This window comes from Streptomyces diastaticus subsp. diastaticus (genome assembly GCF_011170125.1).
In the GTDB taxonomy this organism is placed as follows: Bacteria; Actinomycetota; Actinomycetes; order Streptomycetales; family Streptomycetaceae; genus Streptomyces; species Streptomyces diastaticus.
The window spans coordinates 576473-595220 of the sequence record NZ_BLLN01000003.1 but is presented as its reverse complement, the minus strand read 5'-3'; the positions used below and the strand labels follow the sequence as shown (position 1 = coordinate 595220).

The 18748-nt window shown below is 75.5% G+C and carries 16 protein-coding genes and 1 riboswitch; of the genes, 9 read left to right on the top strand and 7 right to left on the bottom strand.

Annotated elements, in window-relative coordinates; translation table 11 throughout:
• Positions 1 to 157 precede the first annotated feature (157 nt).
• From Sdia_RS11050 to Sdia_RS11040, 3 genes are read left to right on the top strand one after another with little or no spacing between them, the layout of a single operon-like run.
• Positions 158 to 1177, top strand: coding sequence for an AAA family ATPase (locus Sdia_RS11050; protein ID WP_100453078.1), 1020 nt, complete (start codon positions 158 to 160; stop codon positions 1175 to 1177).
• Positions 1177 to 2529 (top strand): DUF58 domain-containing protein, encoded by a 1353-nt coding sequence (locus Sdia_RS11045; RefSeq protein WP_100453077.1) that lies wholly within the window; start codon positions 1177 to 1179, stop codon positions 2527 to 2529. The genes Sdia_RS11050 and Sdia_RS11045 overlap by 1 nt, the downstream gene beginning before the upstream one ends.
• Positions 2526 to 4940 carry a transglutaminase TgpA family protein gene (locus tag Sdia_RS11040; RefSeq protein WP_229830577.1) on the top strand — a complete coding sequence of 805 codons (2415 nt, stop codon included), beginning with the start codon at positions 2526 to 2528 and terminating at the stop codon, positions 4938 to 4940. Before Sdia_RS11045 ends, Sdia_RS11040 begins: the two co-directional genes overlap by 4 nt.
• Positions 4941 to 5192: 252 nt before the next feature.
• Here the strand turns inward: Sdia_RS11040 and Sdia_RS11035 are convergent, their stop codons facing one another.
• Positions 5193 to 5612, bottom strand: coding sequence for an SCO2097 family morphological protein (locus Sdia_RS11035; RefSeq protein WP_100453075.1), 420 nt, complete (start codon positions 5610 to 5612; stop codon positions 5193 to 5195).
• Between the two features lie 248 nt (positions 5613 to 5860).
• The gene (locus Sdia_RS11030; protein WP_100453074.1) at positions 5861 to 6676 is read right to left on the bottom strand and encodes a methyltransferase; all 816 of its coding nucleotides are present in this window, start codon (positions 6674 to 6676) and stop codon (positions 5861 to 5863) included.
• A gap of 378 nt (positions 6677 to 7054) precedes the next feature.
• On the opposite strand from Sdia_RS11030, the gene Sdia_RS11025 reads away from it, so the two are divergent.
• From Sdia_RS11025 to Sdia_RS11010, 4 genes are all read left to right on the top strand, one after another.
• Positions 7055 to 8068, top strand: coding sequence for an ATP-binding cassette domain-containing protein (locus Sdia_RS11025; RefSeq protein ID WP_189399745.1), 1014 nt, complete (start codon positions 7055 to 7057; stop codon positions 8066 to 8068).
• Positions 8040 to 10124, top strand: a complete 2085-nt coding sequence (locus Sdia_RS11020; RefSeq protein WP_100453072.1) for a YhgE/Pip family protein — start codon at positions 8040 to 8042, stop codon at positions 10122 to 10124. The genes Sdia_RS11025 and Sdia_RS11020 overlap by 29 nt, the downstream gene beginning before the upstream one ends.
• Positions 10125 to 10168: 44 nt before the next feature.
• Positions 10169 to 10801, top strand: a complete 633-nt coding sequence (locus Sdia_RS11015) for a TetR/AcrR family transcriptional regulator (protein WP_189499967.1) — start codon at positions 10169 to 10171, stop codon at positions 10799 to 10801.
• Positions 10802 to 11038: 237 nt separating this feature from the next.
• Positions 11039 to 12541, top strand: coding sequence for a phytoene desaturase family protein (locus Sdia_RS11010; RefSeq protein WP_191835342.1), 1503 nt, complete (start codon positions 11039 to 11041; stop codon positions 12539 to 12541).
• Positions 12542 to 12565: 24 nt separating this feature from the next.
• Here Sdia_RS11010 and Sdia_RS11005 read toward each other — a convergent pair whose 3' ends face one another.
• The 5 genes from Sdia_RS11005 to Sdia_RS10985 all read right to left on the bottom strand — a co-directional run bounded on the left by Sdia_RS11005 (position 12566) and on the right by Sdia_RS10985 (position 17040).
• Positions 12566 to 13549 carry a hypothetical protein gene (locus Sdia_RS11005; RefSeq protein WP_189499966.1) on the bottom strand — a complete coding sequence of 328 codons (984 nt, stop codon included), beginning with the start codon at positions 13547 to 13549 and terminating at the stop codon, positions 12566 to 12568.
• A 42-nt stretch (positions 13550 to 13591) separates the two neighbouring features.
• Positions 13592 to 14512 (bottom strand): methylenetetrahydrofolate reductase [NAD(P)H], encoded by a 921-nt coding sequence (gene metF, locus Sdia_RS11000; RefSeq protein WP_100453068.1) that lies wholly within the window; start codon positions 14510 to 14512, stop codon positions 13592 to 13594.
• Positions 14513 to 14612: 100 nt separating this feature from the next.
• Entirely contained in the window at positions 14613 to 15278 is a 666-nt protein-coding gene (gene thiE / locus Sdia_RS10995; protein WP_100453067.1) for a thiamine phosphate synthase, read from the bottom strand.
• A 108-nt stretch (positions 15279 to 15386) separates the two neighbouring features.
• The gene (locus tag Sdia_RS10990) at positions 15387 to 15752 is read right to left on the bottom strand and encodes an Rv2175c family DNA-binding protein (RefSeq protein WP_189399739.1); all 366 of its coding nucleotides are present in this window, start codon (positions 15750 to 15752) and stop codon (positions 15387 to 15389) included.
• A 100-nt stretch (positions 15753 to 15852) separates the two neighbouring features.
• A complete protein-coding gene (locus Sdia_RS10985) occupies positions 15853 to 17040 on the bottom strand; it encodes an NAD(P)/FAD-dependent oxidoreductase (RefSeq protein WP_189500030.1) in 1188 nt (395 codons plus the stop codon).
• A 97-nt stretch (positions 17041 to 17137) separates the two neighbouring features.
• A riboswitch (TPP riboswitch) is annotated at positions 17138 to 17247 on the top strand.
• On the opposite strand from Sdia_RS10985, the gene thiO reads away from it, so the two are divergent.
• A complete protein-coding gene (gene thiO, locus Sdia_RS10980; protein WP_229830571.1) occupies positions 17245 to 18513 on the top strand; it encodes a glycine oxidase ThiO in 1269 nt (422 codons plus the stop codon). It overlaps the preceding riboswitch by 3 nt.
• Positions 18510 to 18746 (top strand): sulfur carrier protein ThiS, encoded by a 237-nt coding sequence (gene thiS, locus Sdia_RS10975; RefSeq protein WP_100453064.1) that lies wholly within the window; start codon positions 18510 to 18512, stop codon positions 18744 to 18746. Before thiO ends, thiS begins: the two co-directional genes overlap by 4 nt.
• Positions 18747 to 18748 lie beyond the last annotated feature (2 nt).

The following is an 18748-nucleotide window of genomic DNA, read 5'->3' as shown; positions in this document are numbered from 1 at the left end:
CGGTCGCCCGGCGCGAGTGACACACGCCCTCGGCGGCAACAAGAATGCGCAGGAGGCATCGTGCGACGGCCCCCCGGCCGTACGCACTGCCCGCTGATCGGGGAGGGTCCGGCCGCGCCGTCGCGCACCGGCCCGACAAGGGGCCGAGGAGGGCCGGGTGACGACCTATGACGGGCGAGCGAGCCTCACAGATCTGACCGCGACCGCGGAACGGGTGCGCAGGTCCATCGAGGAGGTGATCGAGGGCAAGCCGGAGGTGGTGCGGCTCTCCCTGACCGTCCTGCTGGCCGAGGGCCACCTCCTCATCGAGGACGTGCCCGGCGTCGGCAAGACGATGCTGGCCAAGGCGCTGGCGAGATCGGTGGACTGTTCGGTCCGCCGCATCCAGTTCACCCCCGACCTGCTGCCCTCGGACATCACCGGCGTGAGCGTCTACGACCAGCAGCACGCGGAGTTCGAGTTCAAGCCCGGGGCGATCTTCGCGCAGATCGTCATCGGCGATGAGATCAACCGCGCCTCCCCCAAGACCCAGTCCGCGCTGCTGGAGTCGATGGAGGAGCGCCAGGTCACGGTCGACGGCCACAGTTACCCCCTGCCCGGCCCGTTCATGGTGGTCGCCACGCAGAACCCGGTCGAGATGGAGGGCACCTACCCTCTCCCCGAGGCGCAGCGCGACCGCTTCATGGCCCGGGTCTCCATCGGCTACCCCTCCCCCGACGCCGAACTGCGCATGCTCGACGTGCACGGCGCCACCTCCCCGCTGGACGACCTCCAGCCGGTCGCCCACGCCCACGACATCCTCAAGCTGATCGACACGGTCCGCGCCGTCCACGTCTCGGACGCCGTACGCCGCTACGCCGTCGCGCTGGTCGGCGCCACCCGCGGCCACCCCGAGCTGCGGCTGGGCGCCTCGCCGCGCGCCACCCTGCACCTGGTGCGCGCCGCCAAGGCCGCCGCCGCGCTGGCCGGCCGGGAGTTCGCCCTCCCCGACGACGTGCAGGCGCTGGCGGGGCCGGTCCTCGCACACCGGCTGCTGCCGACGGCCCAGGCCCAGCTGGCCCGCCGGACCTCCGAACAACTGGTCCACGAGATCGTCCAGGGCACCCCGGTGCCCGGCTCGTCCAACGGTTCAGTGCCGCACGGCAGGCGCCCGTTCTCCGCACCACGGGGCATGTGATGCCCGGCCCCGACCCCGACGCGGGCCAGGACCAGGAGCGGGGCGGGCTGCGCGGGGCACTGGGCGGACTCACCACCCGGGGCCGCTCGTTCCTGGCCGCCGGGCTGGCCGCGGCCCTGTGCGCCTACCTGCTCGGCCAGGGCGACCTGCTCCGGGTCGGTCTGCTGCTGGCCCTGCTGCCGTTGCTCTGCGCCGTGTTCCTGTACCGGACCCGGCACCGGGTCGAGGGCAGCCGGCAGCTCGTCCCGGCGCAGGTCCCGGCCGGTTCCGAGGCCCGCGTGACGCTCCGGGTCGACAGCGTCTCCCGCCTGCCGACCGGCCTGCTGATGCTCCAGGACCGGGTGCCGTACGTGCTCGGGCCGCGCCCGCGCTTCCTGCTGGACCGGGTGGAGCCGGGCGGCCGTCGCGAGGTCTCCTACCGGGTCCGCTCCGACCTGCGGGGCCGCTACCCGCTGGGCCCGCTCCAGTTGCGGCTGACCGACCCGTTCGGCATGTGCGAGCTGAACCGCGCCTTCTCCGGGCAGTCCACGCTGACCGTCGTGCCGCGCGTCGAACGGCTCCCTCCGCTGCGGCCCGGGGGCGAGGCGCGCGGCTTCGGTGAGGGGCGGCAGCACACGCTGGCGCTGGCCGGTGAGGACGACCTGATCCCGCGCGGCTACCGGCACGGCGACGACCTGCGCCGGGTGCACTGGCGCTCCACGGCCCGCCTCGGCGAGCTGATGGTCCGCCGCGAGGAGCAGCCGCACCGGGCGGGCTGCACGGTCCTGCTCGACACCCGGGCCGCCGGTTACGCCGGCTCCGGCCCCGGCTCCGCCTTCGAGTGGGCGGTGTCGGGCGCGGCCTCGGCCCTGCTCCACCTGCTGGAGCAGAACGTGACCGTCCGGCTGGTGACCGACACCGGCGACGCGGTCCCCGCGGAGGGCTCCCCGCCGGCGTCGGGCGGCCGGTCGGGGCAGACGGCCGCCCTGCTGATGGACCTGCTCGCGGTGGTCGGGCACTCCGACGGCGCCGGCCTCTCGCGGGCCCACGAGGTGATCGGGGAGAGCGGGGAGGCCCTGCTGGTGGCCTTCCTCGGCGACCTCGACGAGGAGCAGACCGCTCTGGCCGCCCGCGTCAGGCGCCCCGGCTCGACCGCGGTGGCCTTCCTGCTGGACTCCCGGGTCTGGGCGGGCGAGGGCGGCACGGAGGCCCTCGACGCGCGGGCCCGGCTGCTGCGGGAGGCGGGCTGGACCGTGGTCCCGGTGCCGCCCGGGGTCGCGCTGGCGCCCCTGTGGGGCGGGGCCGGGGCGCCGTGGCCGGCGGGGCCGGCCCGGCCGCGTACCACTTCGTCGTCCTCGGGGGGTGCCGCGTGAGCGGACGGAACGGAATCGTCCTGGCCGCGTGGGCGGCGCCGCTGCTCGCCTCGGCCTCGCTGCTGCCGCTGGTGGACCGCTCTGCCTGGCTGGTGCAGGCCGCGGTGCTGCTGGGGCTGATGGCGGGCACGGGCGTGGCGGCGCGCCGGGTGCCGCTCGCCCGGCCGCTGACGGTGGGCGCCCAGTTCATCGTCGGGACGCTGCTGCTGACCCTGCTCTTCGCCCGTGAGGAGGCGTTGCTCGGCTTCCTGCCGACCCCCGGGTCGATACGCGAACTGGCGACGCTGATCAGCGGCGGGGTGCAGGACGTGGGCCGGTTCACCAGCCCCGCGCCGCTGACCGACGGCATCGCCCTGCTGCTGGTGGGCGGGGTGCTGGCGGTCGGCCTGCTGGTCGACGCGTTCGCCGTGACCTACCGGCTCGCCGCCCCGGCGGGGCTGCCGCTGCTGGCGCTGTACTCGGTGGCGGCCGGGCTGTCGGAGGGCGGTGCGGGCGCGCTGTGGTTCGGGCTGGCCGGCGCCGGGTACCTGGTGCTGCTCCTGGCGGAGAGCCGGGAGCGGCTGGCCCGCTGGGGCCGGGTCTTCGGCGGCCCGGCGCACGGTGGCGCCTCCCCCGCCGGGAGCACGGGCACGCCGGGGGCGCCGGCGCGTTCGGGCCGCCGGATCGGCGCGGTGGCACTGGGGCTGGCCCTGGTGGTGCCGCTGGCGCTGCCCTCACTGGGCACGGGGCTGCTCGGCGGTGGCCCCGGTCGCGGTGGCGGAGGGGGCGGCGGGGGCACGATCTCGGCCGTGAACCCGCTGGTCTCGCTCCAGAACAGCCTGAACCAGCCGGAGAACCGCGAGGTGCTGAAGTACCGCACCAACGCCACGGAGACCGACGACCTGTACCTGCGGATCGTCTCCCTGGACCAGTTCGACGGGACCTCCTGGAAGCCGGCCGGCCGCCGGGTGACCGACGTGCCCGGCCGGCTGCCGCCCCCGCCCGGTCTGGCGGGCGCCGTCCCGGTCACCGAGATCGCCACCAACGTCTCGGCGGCCGACTGGTACGTCCAGGACTGGCTGCCGATGCCGTACCCGGCGACCCGGGTCGAGGTGCCGGGCGACTGGCGGTTCGAGCCGGTCGGCCGCACCCTGGTCGGCGACGGCGACCAGACCACGCGGGGCGCCCAGTACTCGGTGGACAGCCTGCTGGTGCGGCCCAGCGCCGCCCAGCTCTCCGTCGCCGACTCCTCGGCGGCCGCGCAGACGCTCCCCGACGAGTTCTCCGCCGTTCCCGACTCCCTTCCGGCCGTGGTGGAGCAGACCGCCCGCCAGGTGACGCGGGGCGCCGAGAACGACTACGAGCGGGCGGTGCGGCTCCAGGACTGGTTCGCCCAGGAGGGCGGCTTCACGTACGACACCCAGGTGCGGGCGGGCAGCGGCTCGCAGGCCGTCGCGCGGTTCCTCCGCGACAAGGAGGGGTTCTGCGTGCACTTCTCCTTCGCGATGGCCTCGATGGCCCGCACCCTCGGCATGCCCTCGCGGGTGGCGGTGGGCTTCACACCGGGCACGGCGAAGAGCTCCGGGGAGATGTCGGTGGGGCTGCGGGACGCGCACGCCTGGCCGGAGCTGTTCTTCGAGGGCATCGGCTGGACCCGGTTCGAGCCGACCCCGAACCGGGGCTCGGTGCCCGACTACACCCGGCCCGAGGTCCCCGACAGCGAGGTGGACGACCCGGAGCAGCCCGAGGAGTCGGAGCCGGCCACGCCCTCCGCCCGGCCGAGCGACGACCCGGACTGCCCTCGCGCGGAGCGGGCACTCGGCGAGTGCGGCTCCGACGCCCCGGACGCGGGAGCGGCCGCGGGCGGTGGCGGTCCGCCGTGGGGCACCCTGCTCGGCGCGGCCGCCGGCGTCCTGCTGCCGGCGGCCGCGCTGCTCGGCCCGATGCTGTGGCGGCGACGGGCCCGTGCGCTGCGGCTCACCCCGGCCGGCGGCGGTACGGACGGCCGCGGGGTCCCCGCGCTCGCGGCCTGGCGGGAGATGACGGACACCGCCTGGGACCACGGCATCCGGCCGGACGAGGCGCTGACCCCGCGCCGGGCGGCCGAACGCCTCGTCCGGCTCGCCGAGCCGGGCGCGGAGGCCGCCGAGGCCGTGCACCGGCTGGCGGGAGCGGTGGAGCAGGAGCTGTACGCGCCGCGTCCGGCGCCGGTGGCCGGGCTGGCCGAGGACGTCGGCCGGGTCAGGGCCGCCCTGCGCCTGCGGGCCTCCCGCCGTACCCGGCTGCGCGCTCTGCTGCTGCCGCGTTCCGCCGTCCGGGTGAGGTGGGCCGCGGCCGACCACTGGGGGCGGCTGCGGGAACGGGGCCGTGGGGCGTCGGCACGACTGCCCCGGCCGCCGCGGCTCAGGGGTCGGGGCGCGCAGGGCGGCTGAGCGCCAGGGCCGAGGGGGGCGGGTCCGCACGACGGGCCCGCCCCCCGTCACCTGCGGCCCGACCGTGCGTGACCGGGTGCGTCCGGGCCCGGGCGGTCCGGTCCGTCCCGTACCGACGGGCCCGCCCGCCGACCCGGTGCTCCCGGCCACCGCCGGAGTGCGTGTACGACACAACGGTGTGGGGCCCGCCTCCCGGAGGCGGGCCCCACACCGTCACTGTTCAGGACCGGCCGGACGGCCGGTCCCGCACGTCTACTGTCCTTGTCCGTCCCGGCGCTGCTGCCAGCGCTGTTCGATGCGGTTCATCACGGAGCGGCGCTGTCTGCCCTGCTTGCCCTGACGTCGCTTGGCGCCGGCGCCCGCGGGGTCCGCGGAGCCAGGGGCCGGCTGCTCGCCCGGCTTCGGCGCCTTGCGCCAGCCGGTGACCGCGAGTACCGCGCAGCCCAGCATGACGAGGAATCCCACCACGCTGATCCAGATCTGCTGCGCGACCATCCCGGCCATGAGGAGCACGATTCCCACGAGGAAGCCCACGACTGCCTGGTACACCCGGCGACGGGTGTACGTACGCAGCTTGCTTCCCTCAAGCGCTGTCGCGAACTTGGGATCTTCGGCGTACAACGCTCGCTCCATCTGCTCGAGCATGCGCTGCTCGTGCTCTGAGAGCGGCACGGAGTCCTCCTCATCGTGCAGTCGCCGAGGCGACAGGGGGGTCCTTTCAGGATAGGCAGGGAATCGCCCCCGTGAAACCCGCCCCTCTGCGCCAATTCGCCATCCGGTTCGAGCCGACACACCGATGCGCTGAAGCGTCCATTCCCCAGGAAGCGGTCTGCCATGCCTTGCCGGACTCCCTCGATCATACGGCGCCGACCGCCCGAACGGGTTCCCGTGCCGTACTCCGTCCGGACCGGGTGCCCTGATCACAGGGGTGTACGGGCGGGGCGGAGGGACTGGTCCTCCTGGGTGGCGCTCTCCGCGGGGGCCGTCTTCTCCCCGAGGACGTGGAGCTGGGTGGCGACGGCGTGGAAGGCGGGTTCCTCGGCGGCGGCGGCCTCCAGCTTCAGCAGGGCGTCGAGGGCGCCCGGCTCGGTGTCGACCAGGACGCCGGGAACCAGGTCGGCGAAGACCCGGACGCCGTGGACCGCGCCGACCCGCACCCCGGCCGCCTCGACCAGGCCGGTGAGCTGGTCGGGGGTGAAGCGGTGCGGCACCGGGTCGGCCTCGCCCCAGCGGCCCGCCGGGTCGCCGAGCGCGGTGCGCGCCTCGGTGAAGTGGCCGGCCAGGGCGCGGGCGAGGACGGCCCCGCCGAGCCCGGCGGCGAGCAGGCTGAGGGTGCCGGCGGGGCGCAGCGCGGCGGCGACGCTGGTGACGCCCTCGGCGGGGTCGTCCATGTGCTCCAGCACGCCGTGCAGCAGGACCGCGTCGTAGGCCCCGCGGTCGACCACGTCGAAGAGGCCGAGGGCGTCGCCCTGCACGCCGGTGACGAGGTCGGCGACGCCCGCCTCCGCGGCGCGGCGCTCCAGGGCGAAGAGGGCGTCGGGGCTGGGGTCGACGACGGTGACCCGGTGGCCGAGGCGGGCCACCGGCACGGCGAAGTTGCCACTGCCACCACCGGAGTCCAGGACGTCCAGCGAGCGCCTCCCCGTGGTCTTCACCTGGCGGTCGAGGGCGTCCCTCAGGACCTCCCAGACCACGGCGGTACGGAGAGAAGCGCGGGGGCGCATCGGGTCCGACACGGCAATTGACTCCTCGGCACGGCACCGCCGCTCGGAGGCGGCGGGCGTCTATCGGGTGCGGTGAACTCCCACCCTATTGCCTCGGCGCCCCCGCCCGGCCCGGGGCGCGGACGCCCTCGCGCGGCCGGTCAGCGGGTGCGGGACGCGCCGCGCGCGGCCGGGCGGGGAGGGACTGGCGCCCCGGCTGCCGCGCCGGGCGGGCGGGGGCGCGCGGCCGTGAGGTACGCCACGGGCAAACCGCCTCGGGAGCGGACACTTCAGGCGACGGCCGCCCGCCGCCGCCCGTGGCGGAGCGGGGGCGGATTGCGGCGCGGCGGTGGCCCGGCATAGCTTTTGAACTGACCAGTCAGTTCAAAAGCTACGGAGGAGGGACGGTCCGTGACCCGCCACCAGCCGGAACCGGAACCCGAGCACCACCCGGAACCCGCCGCCGGCGGAGGCCCCGCCTCCCAGGCGCCCGCCGGACACGGGCCGGAGGTCGCCGCGCCCGACGGCACCCCCGATGACCCCCGGCCGAAGGACGCCTCCCCGGCCGGCCGTGCCCCGGCCCCGGCGGAATCCCGTGAGGGCGCCTCCGTCGAGGCCGACGGGATCGGCCTGAAGGGGCCCCGCGGCTGGGTCTTCCGGGACGTACGCGTCGAGGCCGCCGCCGGTTCGGTGGTGGCCCTCACCGGTGCCTCCGGTACCGGCCGCACCTGCCTGCTGCTGGCGCTCACCGGCCGGATGAGGCTCACCGAGGGCGAGGCCCAGGTCGGCGGGCTCCGGTTGCGCAAGAAGGCCTCGGCGGTCCGGCGCACGGCGGCGCTCGCCCACGTACCCGGCGTCGACGACCTCGAACCCTCGCTGACCGTCGGCGAGCACCTGCGCGAGCGGGTGCTGCTCCAGCGCCGCTACGGCATCGCGCCGCTCGCCGCCCTCAAGGCGGCCCTGCGCTCGCCCCGGCAGCGGCGCGCCGACGCCCGCCGGCTCCACGACGAGGCGCTGGCGGCGGCCGGACTCGACCTGGCGGCCCTGCCGAAAGGGTCGCGGACGGCCGTCCGCGACCTGGAGAGGCTGGAGAGGCTACGGCTCTGCGTGGCGCTGGCGCTGATCGGGCGGCCCCGGCTGCTCGCCGTGGACGACGCCGACCTGAAGCTGTCGGCGCCGCTGCGCGAGGAGATGTGGGCGCTGCTGGCGAGCGTGGCCGCCGGCGGGGTGACCGTACTGGCGGTCTGCGGCGAGGCGCCCGGGGAGCTGCCCGGCGGTGTCCCGCTGGCCGTCGTCGGCACCGGCCGCGCCACCGCCGCCCGTACCGCCGAGGACACCCCCGCCCCGGGGGGCGCAACGACCGGCACGACCGACGAGAACGAGAAGGAGACGGCGGATGCGCTCGCCGAAACTGGCCGCGCTTGAGCTGAAGCGCTTCGGCAGGGGCCGCCTGCCCGCCGCCGCCCTGGTGGCCCTCCTGCTGCTGCCGCTGCTCTACGGCGCGCTGTACCTGTGGTCGTTCTGGGACCCCTACGGCCGCCTCGACCGCATACCGGTCGCCCTCGTCAACGAGGACCGGGGCGCGAGGACCGGTGGGGAGGAGCTGCGGGCCGGGGACGACATCACCGAGGGCCTGCACGAGAGCGAGGTCTTCCAGTGGCACGAGGTCGGTGCCGAGCAGGCGCGGCGCGGTGTCGAGGACGGCACGTACTACCTGTCGCTGACCATGCCGGAGGACTTCAGCGAGCGGATCGCCTCCAGCTCCGGTGACCGGCCGCGGACCAGCGCGCTGGAGGTGGAGACCAACGACGCCAACAACTACATCGTCGGGCAGATCTCCCGGACCGTCTTCACCGAGGTCCGCACCTCCGCCTCGGCCAAGGCGTCCCGCTCCTTCCTGGACCGGATCTTCCTCTCCTTCTCCGACATCCACGGTGCCACCGCCGAGGCGGCCGACGGCGCCGACGAGTTGAAGAAGGGCATCGGCAAGGCCAAGGACGGCTCCAAGGACCTGGTGGACGGCCTGAAGGACACCCGTACCGGCAGCGCCAAGCTGGCCTCCGGCGTCAAGCGGCTCGACAAGGGCGCCGGCGACCTGGAGAAGGGCTCCGCGCAGGTCGCCGCGGGGACCAGGCTCCTCGCCGCGAAGGTCAACTCCACCTCCGAGAAGGTCCAGCCCTACCTGAAGGAGGACGGCAAGTTCATCGGGGACACCGCGCGGCTGGTCGCCGACTCCACGAAGGTGGTCCGCGACAACCTGGCCGAACTCGTCAAGGCGGCCCCGGTCGCCGCCCGCGGCGCGCACGCGGCCTCCGAGGCGCTCGACAAGGTCCACGCCGCCCGCTGCGAGGGGGCGCTCGGCGAGCCGGGCGACCCCGCCTGCCCGGACCTGCAGAAGGCGAAGGACTCCGCGGCCGACGTCGCCAAGGTCGCCGACGACCTGGAGAAGGTGATCGGCGACGCGGACCTCGCCACCCTCGACGGCCACCTCGCCACCCTCCAGAAGCAGGCGGACGCCCTCGCCGAGAGCGCCCCGACCCTCGGCGACGACCTGAAGGAGGCCGTCACCAAGGTCAACGCGCTCGACAAGGGCGCCCAGCAGGTCGCGGCGGGCGCCAAGACGCTCCACACCGGCCTCGGCACCGCCCGTACCGGCGCCTTCGACCTCGACTCCGGCATCGGCCGCGTCCAGACCGGCGCCAGGAACCTGAACGGCGGCATGTTCCGGCTCGCCGACGGCTCGGGCGAACTCGCGGGCGGACTGCACGACGGCGTCGAGAAGATCCCCGACTACGACAAGAAGGACCGCGACGACCGCACCGAGGTGATGGCCGACCCGGTCCGCCTCGCCTCCCAGTCGATGCACGCCGCGCCCAACTACGGCACCGGCTTCGCCCCGTACTTCATCCCGCTCTCGCTCTGGGTCGGCGCGATGGTCGCGTACATGGTCATCCCGCCGCTCAGCCGCCGGGCCCTCGCCGTCGGCACCTCCGCCTGGCGCACCGCGCTCTCCGGCTGGCTGCCGGTGGCCGGGCTCGGGGTGCTCCAGGTCGCCGCGCTGATGTCGGTGCTGCACTGGGGACTGGGGCTGGAGATGGCCAGGGCGGCCGGCACGATCGGCTTCCTGGTGCTGGTCAGCGCCTGCTTCACGGCGATCGTGCAGTGGCTCAACGCCCGCTTCGGCGCGGCCGGCCGCATCCTCGTGCTGGCCGTGCTGATGCTCCAGCTCACCTCGGCGGGCGGCACCTACCCGGTGCAGACGAGCCCCGGCTTCTTCAACGCCATCCACCCGTTCCTGCCGATGACCTACGTGGTCGAGGCGCTGCGGCTGCTCATCACCGGCGGCCCGCTCGGTCCGGTGTGGCAGGCGTGCGCGGTGCTGGCCGCGTTCACCGCGGGCGCCCTGGCGCTCACGGCGCTGGCGGCGCGCGGCAAGCAGGTGTGGACCGTGGACCGCCTCCATCCGGAACTCACGCTGTGAGCGCCGGGCGCGCGGTACCCGCCGCACCTGCGAAAATCGGGGCCATGGACAGCAGCACACGGCGCCGGGCGACCCGTCAGAAGCTCTACGAGGCGGCCGTCACCCTCATCGCCGAGCAGGGCTTCTCCGCGACCACGGTCGACGAGATCGCCGAGCGGGCGGGGGTCGCCAAGGGCACGGTGTACTACAACTTCGCCAGCAAGACGGTGCTGTTCGAGGAGTTGCTGCGGCACGGCGTGGGCCTGCTCACGGCCTCGCTGCGCACGGCGGCGGAGGAGACCGCGGCGCGCGGCAGCAGCCGGGTCGACGCGCTGGACGCGATGATCCGCGCCGGTCTGCTCTTCATCGACCGCTACCCGGCCTTCACCCAGCTGTACGTCGCCGAGCTGTGGCGCACCAACCGGGCCTGGCAGGACACCCTGCTGGTGGTCCGGCAGGAGGCCGTCGCGGTGGTCGAGGAGGTGCTGCGGGAGGCGGTGGAGACCGGCGAGCTGAGCCCCGAGGTGGACATCCCGCTCACCGCGGCGGCGCTGGTCGGGATGGTGCTGGTGGCCGCGCTGGACTGGCAGTCCTTCCAGCGCGAACGCTCCATCGACGAGGTCCACGGCGCGCTCTCGCTGCTGCTCCAGGGGCGGGTCAGCGGGCGCGGCGCGGGGCTGGGCCCCTCCTGCGCCTGACCGCCCCGCGGACACCGGGCGGGGCCTCGGGAGGCTGTTCGGCCCCGCCCGTTCCGCCGCCCCGTGCCGGCGGTACGGACACGTCGCCGCGCGGCCCCGCCCGGCGGGGCCCACTCTTCCGTCCGCCCACCGCCGTTTCCCTCCGCTCCCGCACCCAGATCCCCTGAGTACGGGTACTCAGCGGCCACCCCGGCCCGCCCGGCCGGGGGCGCGGCCAGGGCCCATAGAATTCGGCCCATGGCAAGAATCGCGGTGATCGGCGCCGGTGTGGGGGCCATGGCGGCGGCGGCCCGGCTGGCCGTGGCGGGGCACGAGGTGGAGGTCCACGAGCGCTCGGACACGTACGGCGGCTCCCTCGGCCAGTACCGGCGGGACGGCTTCGCCTTCGACACCGGGCCCGGCCTGCTGACCCTCCCGGCGGTCCCGCGCGACCTGTTCCTGAAGACCGGCCGTGCGGCCCTGGAGGACCGGGTCGGTCTCACCGAGACCGACCCGGCCGTGCGCCACCTCTTCGCCGACGGGGTCCGCGCCGACCTCCCGCACACCTCCCGGGCCCAGGTGGCGGCCGCGCTGGACGAGGCCCTCGGCGGTGGCGCGGGGCAACGCTGGGGGGCCTTCCTCAACCGGGCCAGGGACACCTGGGACCGTGCCCGCCGCCCGCTGCTGGAGGAGACCCTCTGGCCGAACTGGCAGGTCCTCGCCGACCGCGAGCCCTATCCGGCGGAGCCCTGGCGCCGCCCGCTGCGGCGCGAGCGCCGCGCCACCACCCTCGCCGAGATCGGCGCCTGGGAGCTGCGCGACCCCCGGCTCGCCGCGCTCCTCGGCCACTACGCGCTGGCGGCCGGGCTCGACCCGCGGACCGCCCCGGCGGGCGCGGCCGTGCTGCCGTACCTGGAACAGACCTTCGGGCTCTGGTCGGTGCGCGGCGGGCTGCGCTCCCTGGCGGCCGCGCTCCATGAGCGGTGCCTGGAGCGCAAGGTGCGGTTCGTCTTCGGCTCCGAGGTCACCGCGATCCGAACGCGGGAGGGGCGCGCCGCCGGCCTGGTGACCGCCGACGGCACCCGCGTCGACGCCGACCACGTGGTGGCGGGCGTCCCGCCGGCCGTGCTGGACGCCCTGCTCGGCGCGCCCGTCCGCGCCGCGGGGGAGGTCCAGGCCCAGCGGGAGGGCGGGACGACCGCCTCACGGCTGCTGGTGCTGCTCGCCCTGGACGGTGCCCGGCCGCCGGGCACCGTCCACCGCACCGTGGTGCACAGCCGCGCCCCGGAGGCCGAGGCCGCTCATGTCTTCGGCGGCGCGCCCGGAGTAGCGGCCGACCCGACCCTCACGGTGGACCGCCCGGACGACCCCGGCCTGGTCCCGGACCCGGCCCACGAGGCCGTCACGGTACGGCTGACCGTCGCACCCGGCACCGAGCCGGCCGAGGCGGACCTGGACCGGATCACCGCTCGCGCCGAGGCGGCCGTGCCCGGCCTCGCCGGGCGGCTGCGCTGGCGCCACACGGTCTCCCCGGCGGACATCGCCCGCGCCACCGGCGCCCAGGGCGGCGCCGTCCCCGCCCCCGCGCTGCCGGCCGGCGGAGGCGGACTCCTCCACCCGGCCAACTCCACGCGTGTGCCCGGCCTGTTCACGGTCGGCGGCTGGTCCCATCCGGGCGGCGGGCTGCCGCACGCGGGCATGTCGGGGGCCCTGGTGGCCGGACTCATCGTCGAGGGGCCGGAGTTCACCGGGTCGACCTGAGCCGGACGGGCCGGCCCCCGCGCCTCAGTAGCGGTGGTGCCGGCCGCCGTGGTCGGGCGTGCCCTGCTCCGGCGCCGGGGGCTGCTCCTGCTCCTGCCCCTCGTACCCCTGCCACTGCGCGTGGCCCTGCCGCTGCCCGTAGGCGCCGTCCGGCTGCTGCTGCGAGTGGCCGGAGGCGTCGTGCCCGCCGCCGTACCCGTCGTAGCCGTTGCCGCCGTCGCGCTGCTGCGGGACCCAGACGCCGCCGGGCGGGGTGTCGGTGTAACCGGCGCCGGTGGAGGCGTTGTCCTGCGGGTAGCCGTAGGCGTCCTGCGCCTGCTGCCCGTTCCAGTCGTCGTAGCCGTTCCGGGGGGCCGGGTACCCGGCGTCGGCCGCGTACGGCTCGGCGTGGCCGGTGTACTGGCCCTGTCCGTGGCCGGTGTCGTAGCCGTACTGCTGCTGGGACGCGTAGTCGTAGTCGTACCCGGACTGGGCGGCGGCGTACGGGTCCTGCGGGGCGTACCCCGACTCCTGGGCGGCGTACGGGGTTTCGTAGCCGGAGGCGTGGGGGGCGGGCCTGGCCGGGTCGTCGCCGTGGACGCCGTACTGCCCGGTGTCGTCCGGCATCGGCTCGAGGGGCGCGTAGAGCGGCGGCGGCTCCGCGGAGGCGGGCGGCGTGTCCGGGACCGGGGTCTCCTCCTGGAGGCCCGAGACCTCCAGGGTGGGTTCCTGCCGCGCCCGCTGCTTGGTGCGGCGGCGGCGGGACTCGCCTGGACGCCCGCCGACCGCCCAGCCGGTGGAGAAGCCCCGGCGGAAGGAGAGCGTGACGAAGGTCTGCCCGACCGCGAAGGCGATGGCACCGAGCGCGATCACCACGACCAGCGAGGTCAGCACGCCGAGGACGACGAGGGAGAAGCCGCCGAAGGCCAGCAGCCGCCAGCGCAGCCGCGCCTTGTACTGGAGCAGTACCTCGCCGAGGAGCCACAGCGCCACTATCCCGAACGCGAGGTAGAGGACCGTCCAGCCCATGTACGCCCCTCTCCCGCGGTCGCCCTCACCGGCGGCCGCGGATCAGCCCTTGTCGTCCTGCAGGCCCAGATTCTCGTGGATCTCCAGTGTCGCCGTGGAGTTGTTCAGGGTGATGAAGTGGAGTCCCGGCACACCTTCGGCCAGCAGCCTCGCACAGAACTCCGTGGCGAACTCGATCCCCATGGAGCGTACCGCCGCCGGGTCGTCGGCCGACGCGCGCATACGCTCCTCCAGCTTCCGGGGGAAGACCGCGTTGCTCAGCTGGGCGAACCGCTCGATCTGGCGGAGACTGGTGACCGGCATGATCTCCGGGATGATCGGCGTCGCGCAACCGGCGGCGGCCACCCTGTCCCGCAGGCGCAGATAGTCCTCGGGATCGAAGAACATCTGGGTGATGGCGTAGTCGGCGCCCGCACGGCACTTGTCGACGAAGTACCGGATGTCCGTGTCCCAGTCCTCGGACCTGGGGTGCCGTTCGGGAAAGGCGGCGACGCCCACGCAGAAGTCGCCGGACTCCTTGATCAGCCGGACCAGCTCGGCCGCGTACGTCACGCCCTCGGGGTGGCGGACCCACTCCCCCATCGGGTCGCCGGGCGGGTCGCCGCGCACGGCCAGCATGTTGCGGATGCCGGCGTCCGCGTACTGGCCGATGATGTTGCGCAGCTCGGCGACCGACTGGTTGACCGCGGTGAGGTGGGCGACCGGGGTCAGCGTGGTGTCGTCGGCGATCTGCCGGGTGGCGCGAACGGTGCCCGACCTCGTCGAGCCGCCCGCACCGTACGTCACCGAGACGAAGCTCGGCGCGACCGCCTCCACCCGGCGCAGGGCGTCCCAGAGGTTGCGCTCGCCCTTCGGGGTCTTCGGCGCCCAGAACTCGAACGAGTACGAGGTCTTGCCGGAGGCGAGCAGGTCACGCACGGTCGGGGCGTGGTCAGTCCTGGTGGAAGCGGTACCTAGGGCCATACGGGCAGGTTAACCAGCGCCGGGGGGCGAGCGGGCCGAACCCGGTCGTTTCGCCCGCTTCTACCGATTCTTGTCCACGCCTTGGACAGACGTGGACACGCTACGGGGCTCCGGGTCCTGGGAGGGACCGCAGACGGCGGGCGAAGGCGGCCGCGGCCGCCTTCGGGTCGTCGGCCTCGGTCAGGGCGCGGACCACGACGACCCGGCGGGCACCCGCCTCCGTCACCTGGTCGAGGTTGTCGGCGTCGATACCGCCGATGGCGAACCAGGGGCGGTCGGTGGTGAGGGCCGCCGTGTGGCGGACGAGGCCGAGGCCGGGGGCGTGGCGGCCGGGCTTGGTGGGGGTGGGCCAGCAGGGGCCGGTGCAGAAGTAGTCGACGCCCGGCTGGGCGGCCGCCGCCTCGGCCTCCGCCTCGCTGTGCGTGGAACGGCCCACCAGCGGGGCACCGCCGATCACGGCCCGGGCCGCCGGGACCGGCAGATCGCCCTGGCCGAGGTGGAGCACGTCGGCCTTCGCGGCGTGCGCCACGTCGGCGCGGTCGTTGACCGCCAGCAGCCTGCCGTGGCGGCGGCAGGCATCGGCGAAGACCTCCAGCAGCTCCAGCTCCTCGGCCGCCTCCAGCGACTTGTCGCGGAGCTGCACGATGTCGACGCCACCGGCCAGCACGGCGTCCAGGAACTCCGGAAGGTCGCCCTGGCGCTTGCGGGCGTCCACGCAGAGGTAGAGGCGGGCGTCGGCGAGGCGGGCGCGGGCGGTGTCGGACATGGGTCCCCCCTGACAGCGGTGTGCGGGCCGCGATCGGCGCGGCCCGCACCCGGGACGAGTCGTGAGCGGTGCTCGGTGCGCGCGGTGTGCCCGGTGCGCGCGGCCGGGTCAGACGGCGAGCGCCTGTGCGCGGCGCTTCACCTCCGTCCCGCGGTTCTCACTCAGCGCCTGGGCGGGGGTGCCCGGCAGGCTCTCGTCCGGAGTGAACAGCCACTCCAGCATCTCCTCGTCGGCGAAGCCGTCGTCCCTGAGCAGGGTCAGCAGTCCGCTGAGGCCCTTGACCACCTTGTCGCCGTCGATGAAGGCGGCGGGAACCATCAGCACGCGGTTCTCGCCCCGGCGGACGGCCAGCAGCTGGCCGTCCTTCACCAGCTGGCGGACCCGGGTCACCTCTACGTCCAGCTGTTCGGCGATGTCGGGGAGGGTGAGCCACTCGGGGACGAGAGCATCGATCTTTGCGTCAATCTCGGTCACGCTCCCAAGAGTGCCATGACGGCCGTGGGGCCGTCTCCTTCCGCAGGGGCGTCCGTGGCGGCCGGCCTCCGTCCGAGCGTGCCGGCCCGAGGGGGCCCCGTCAGGCCGTGGCGGACTTCAGGGGGACGGCGGGGTCGGCGACGAGGCCGGGGCTGACCGGCGCGCCGGAGGCGATGAGTCTGCGGCCCTGGGTGAGGTCCCGGGGCCGCCCGACGGTGAGGACGGCCCGCAGCACCCCGCCGGGGGAGACCCAGCAGATCGACCAGGCGGGGCCGTGGGGGTCGCCGCGGTGGACGAGGCGGTCCTCGGCCTCGTGGTGCCCGGCGTACTGGACGAACCGCCCGAACTGCTCGGACCAGAAGTAGGGCACGGGGTCGTAGACCGCGGGCTCCTCCCCGGTGAGGGAGGCGGCGACGGTGCGCGGGCCCTGGAGGGCGTTGTCCCAGTGGTGGACGAGCAGGCGCCGCCCGTAGCGGGCGGAGGGGAAGGAGACGCAGTCGCCGACGGCGTGCACGTCGGGGACGGAGGCCCGCAGCAGGCCGTCCGCCAGGACGGCCCCGTGCGCGTCGAGGGCGATCCCGGAGCCCGCCAGGAAGCCGGTGGCGGGCCGGGCCCCGATGCCGACGACCACGGCGTCGGCGGGCAGCAGGGTGCCGTCGGCGAGCCGCACCCCGGGGTCCTCGACTCGGGAGACGGCCACTCCGGTGCGCAGTTCGACGCCCGCTTCGGCGTACCAGGCGGCCATCGGCTCGGCGGCCTCGGCGGGCAGCGCTCCGGCGAGCGGCCGGCCGGCGGCCTCCACGACGGTGACGTGGCACCCGGCCTGTCGCGCGGCGGTGGCGAACTCGGCGCCGATCCAGCCCGCGCCGACCACGACGACGGTGCGCCGGTCGTCGAGGACGGGCCGCAGCCGGGTCGCGTCGTCGAGGGTGCGCAGGAGGTGGACGGCGGGATGGTCCCGGGTGCCGGGGAGGGCGAGGGGTTCGGCACCGGTGGCGAGGACGAGGGCGGTGTACGGGACGGGGCCGGCGTCGGTGTCGACCAGGTGCGCGGCGGGGCGGACCCCGGTGACGGCGACGCCGAGCCGCAACTCGACGCCGAGCTCGGGGAAGTCCACGTCGAAGGCGGACCCCTCGGCGGTGCCGAGCAGGACGGCCTTGGAGAGCGGCGGCCGGTCGTACGGCGGGTGGGGTTCGGCGCCGAGCAGCGTCACCGGCCCCGCGTACCCCTGTTCGCGCAGCGCCACCGCCGTCTGCACTCCGGCCATGCCCGCGCCGGCGATCACCACGCCGGGCTCTTCCTGATGCGTCTCGCTCACCGGGCCACTGTAGATCGGATCTCCGGGCGGGCGGCGGGGCGGGACGGGCAGGGGTCTAGGGTGGCCGTGGACCAATCGCGGGAGCCCGGCGGACCGGGCTGAGAGGGAGGCTGCGGCCTCCGACCGTACGAACCTGATCCGGGTCATGCCGGCGAAGGGAGGGGCTGGACGCCCATGGGGAGCAGGAGTCACGAGGAGCCGGGCGCGGCCACGTCCGGTGCTCCGGTGGGGCCCGCACCCGCTGCCGGGGAGGTGCGGACGGCGGCGTTCGCGGCAGGCGGCGCGCGGGACGTCGTGGTGGCCGGTGGCGGGATCATCGGGCTGGTCACGGCGTGGCGGGCGGCCCGGCGCGGCCTGACGGTGACCGTGGTCGACCCGGCTCCGGGCGGCGGCGCGGCGAGCGTCGCGGCGGGGATGCTGGCGGCCGTCACCGAGCTGCACTTCGGCGAGGAGCGTCTGCTCGCGCTGAACCTGGCGTCGGCCGAGCGGTACCCGGAGTTCGCGGCGGAGCTGTCCGAGGCGAGCGGCCAGGAGCTGGGCTACCGGCGCTGCGGCACGCTCGCGGTGGCGCTGGACGCCGACGACCGGGCCTACCTGCGGGAACTGCACGCCCTTCAGCTCCGTTCGGGGCTGGACTCGGCGTGGCTGTCCGGCCGGGAGTGCCGGCGGCTGGAGCCGATGCTGGCCCCCGGGGTGCGGGGTGGCCTGCGGGTCGACGGCGACCACCAGATCGACCCGCGGCGCCTGGCCTCGGCGCTGGTGACGGCCTGCGAGCGGGCCGGGGTGGCGTGGTGCCGGGGCACCGCGGAGCGCCTGGTGGTGCGTGGTGACCGTGCGGTGGGCGTGGAGCTGGCCGACAGCACCCTGGTGGCGGGCGGGCAGACCGTCCTGGCGGCGGGGAGCCGCAGTGGTCTGCTCGCCGGGCTGCCGCCGGAGGTGGCGGTGCCGGTGCGGCCGGTGAAGGGCCAGGTGGTCCGGCTGGCGGTGCCCGAGGCGTACCGGCGCGGCGGGCCGTTCCTGGGCCGGACGGTGCGGGCGGTGGTGCGGGGCAGCCACGTGTACCTGGTGCCGAGGGAGAACGGCGAGCTGGTGGTCGGGGCGACCACGGAGGAACTGGGCTGGGACACCACGGTGACCGCGGGCGGCGTCTACGAGCTGCTGCGGGACGCCCACGAGCTGGTTCCGGGCCTGACCGAGCTGCCGTTCACCGAGGTCCGGGCGGGGCTGCGGCCCGGTTCGCCGGACAACGCGCCCCTGCTGGGGCCGACCGCGCTGCCGGGGCTGCACCTGGCCACCGGCCACCACCGGAACGGGGTGCTGCTCACCCCGGTGACCGGAGACGTCATGGCGGACGTGCTGACCACGGGCGCACTGCCCGGGTCGGCGGACGCCTTCACCGCGCGGCGGTTCGAGGCCGCGCCTGTCCAGGAGGGGGCCCGATGACGGCCGAGGACACGAGGAGCGAGGCGGCCGGGTGCGCCGTCCGCGTCAACGGCGAGCGGCGGGCGCTGGCCGCCGGGACGACGCTGGAGGCCCTGGTGGCGACGCTGACCTCCGCGCCGCGCGGCGTGGCGGCGGCCGTCAACGAGGCCGTGGTGCCGCGCGGCGCGTGGGCCGCGACCGTACTCGGCGAGGGGGACCGCGTCGAGGTGCTCACCGCGGTGCAGGGAGGCTGACC

What these genes read in the sequence shown, in the direction of transcription:
- Sdia_RS11045 (WP_100453077.1), top strand. Translation starts at nt 1,177, where the DNA reads ATGCCCGGCCCCGACCCCGACGCGGGCCAGGACCAGGAGCGGGGCGGG.
- Sdia_RS11020 (WP_100453072.1), top strand. Translation starts at nt 8,040, where the DNA reads ATGCGCTCGCCGAAACTGGCCGCGCTTGAGCTGAAGCGCTTCGGCAGG.
- Sdia_RS11015 (WP_189499967.1), top strand. Translation starts at nt 10,169, where the DNA reads ATGGACAGCAGCACACGGCGCCGGGCGACCCGTCAGAAGCTCTACGAG.
- Sdia_RS11010 (WP_191835342.1), top strand. Translation starts at nt 11,039, where the DNA reads ATGGCAAGAATCGCGGTGATCGGCGCCGGTGTGGGGGCCATGGCGGCG.
- Sdia_RS11005 (WP_189499966.1), bottom strand. Translation starts at nt 13,549, where the DNA reads ATGGGCTGGACGGTCCTCTACCTCGCGTTCGGGATAGTGGCGCTGTGG.
- metF (WP_100453068.1), bottom strand. Translation starts at nt 14,512, where the DNA reads ATGGCCCTAGGTACCGCTTCCACCAGGACTGACCACGCCCCGACCGTG.
- thiE (WP_100453067.1), bottom strand. Translation starts at nt 15,278, where the DNA reads ATGTCCGACACCGCCCGCGCCCGCCTCGCCGACGCCCGCCTCTACCTC.
- thiO (WP_229830571.1), top strand. Translation starts at nt 17,245, where the DNA reads ATGGGGAGCAGGAGTCACGAGGAGCCGGGCGCGGCCACGTCCGGTGCT.
- thiS (WP_100453064.1), top strand. Translation starts at nt 18,510, where the DNA reads ATGACGGCCGAGGACACGAGGAGCGAGGCGGCCGGGTGCGCCGTCCGC.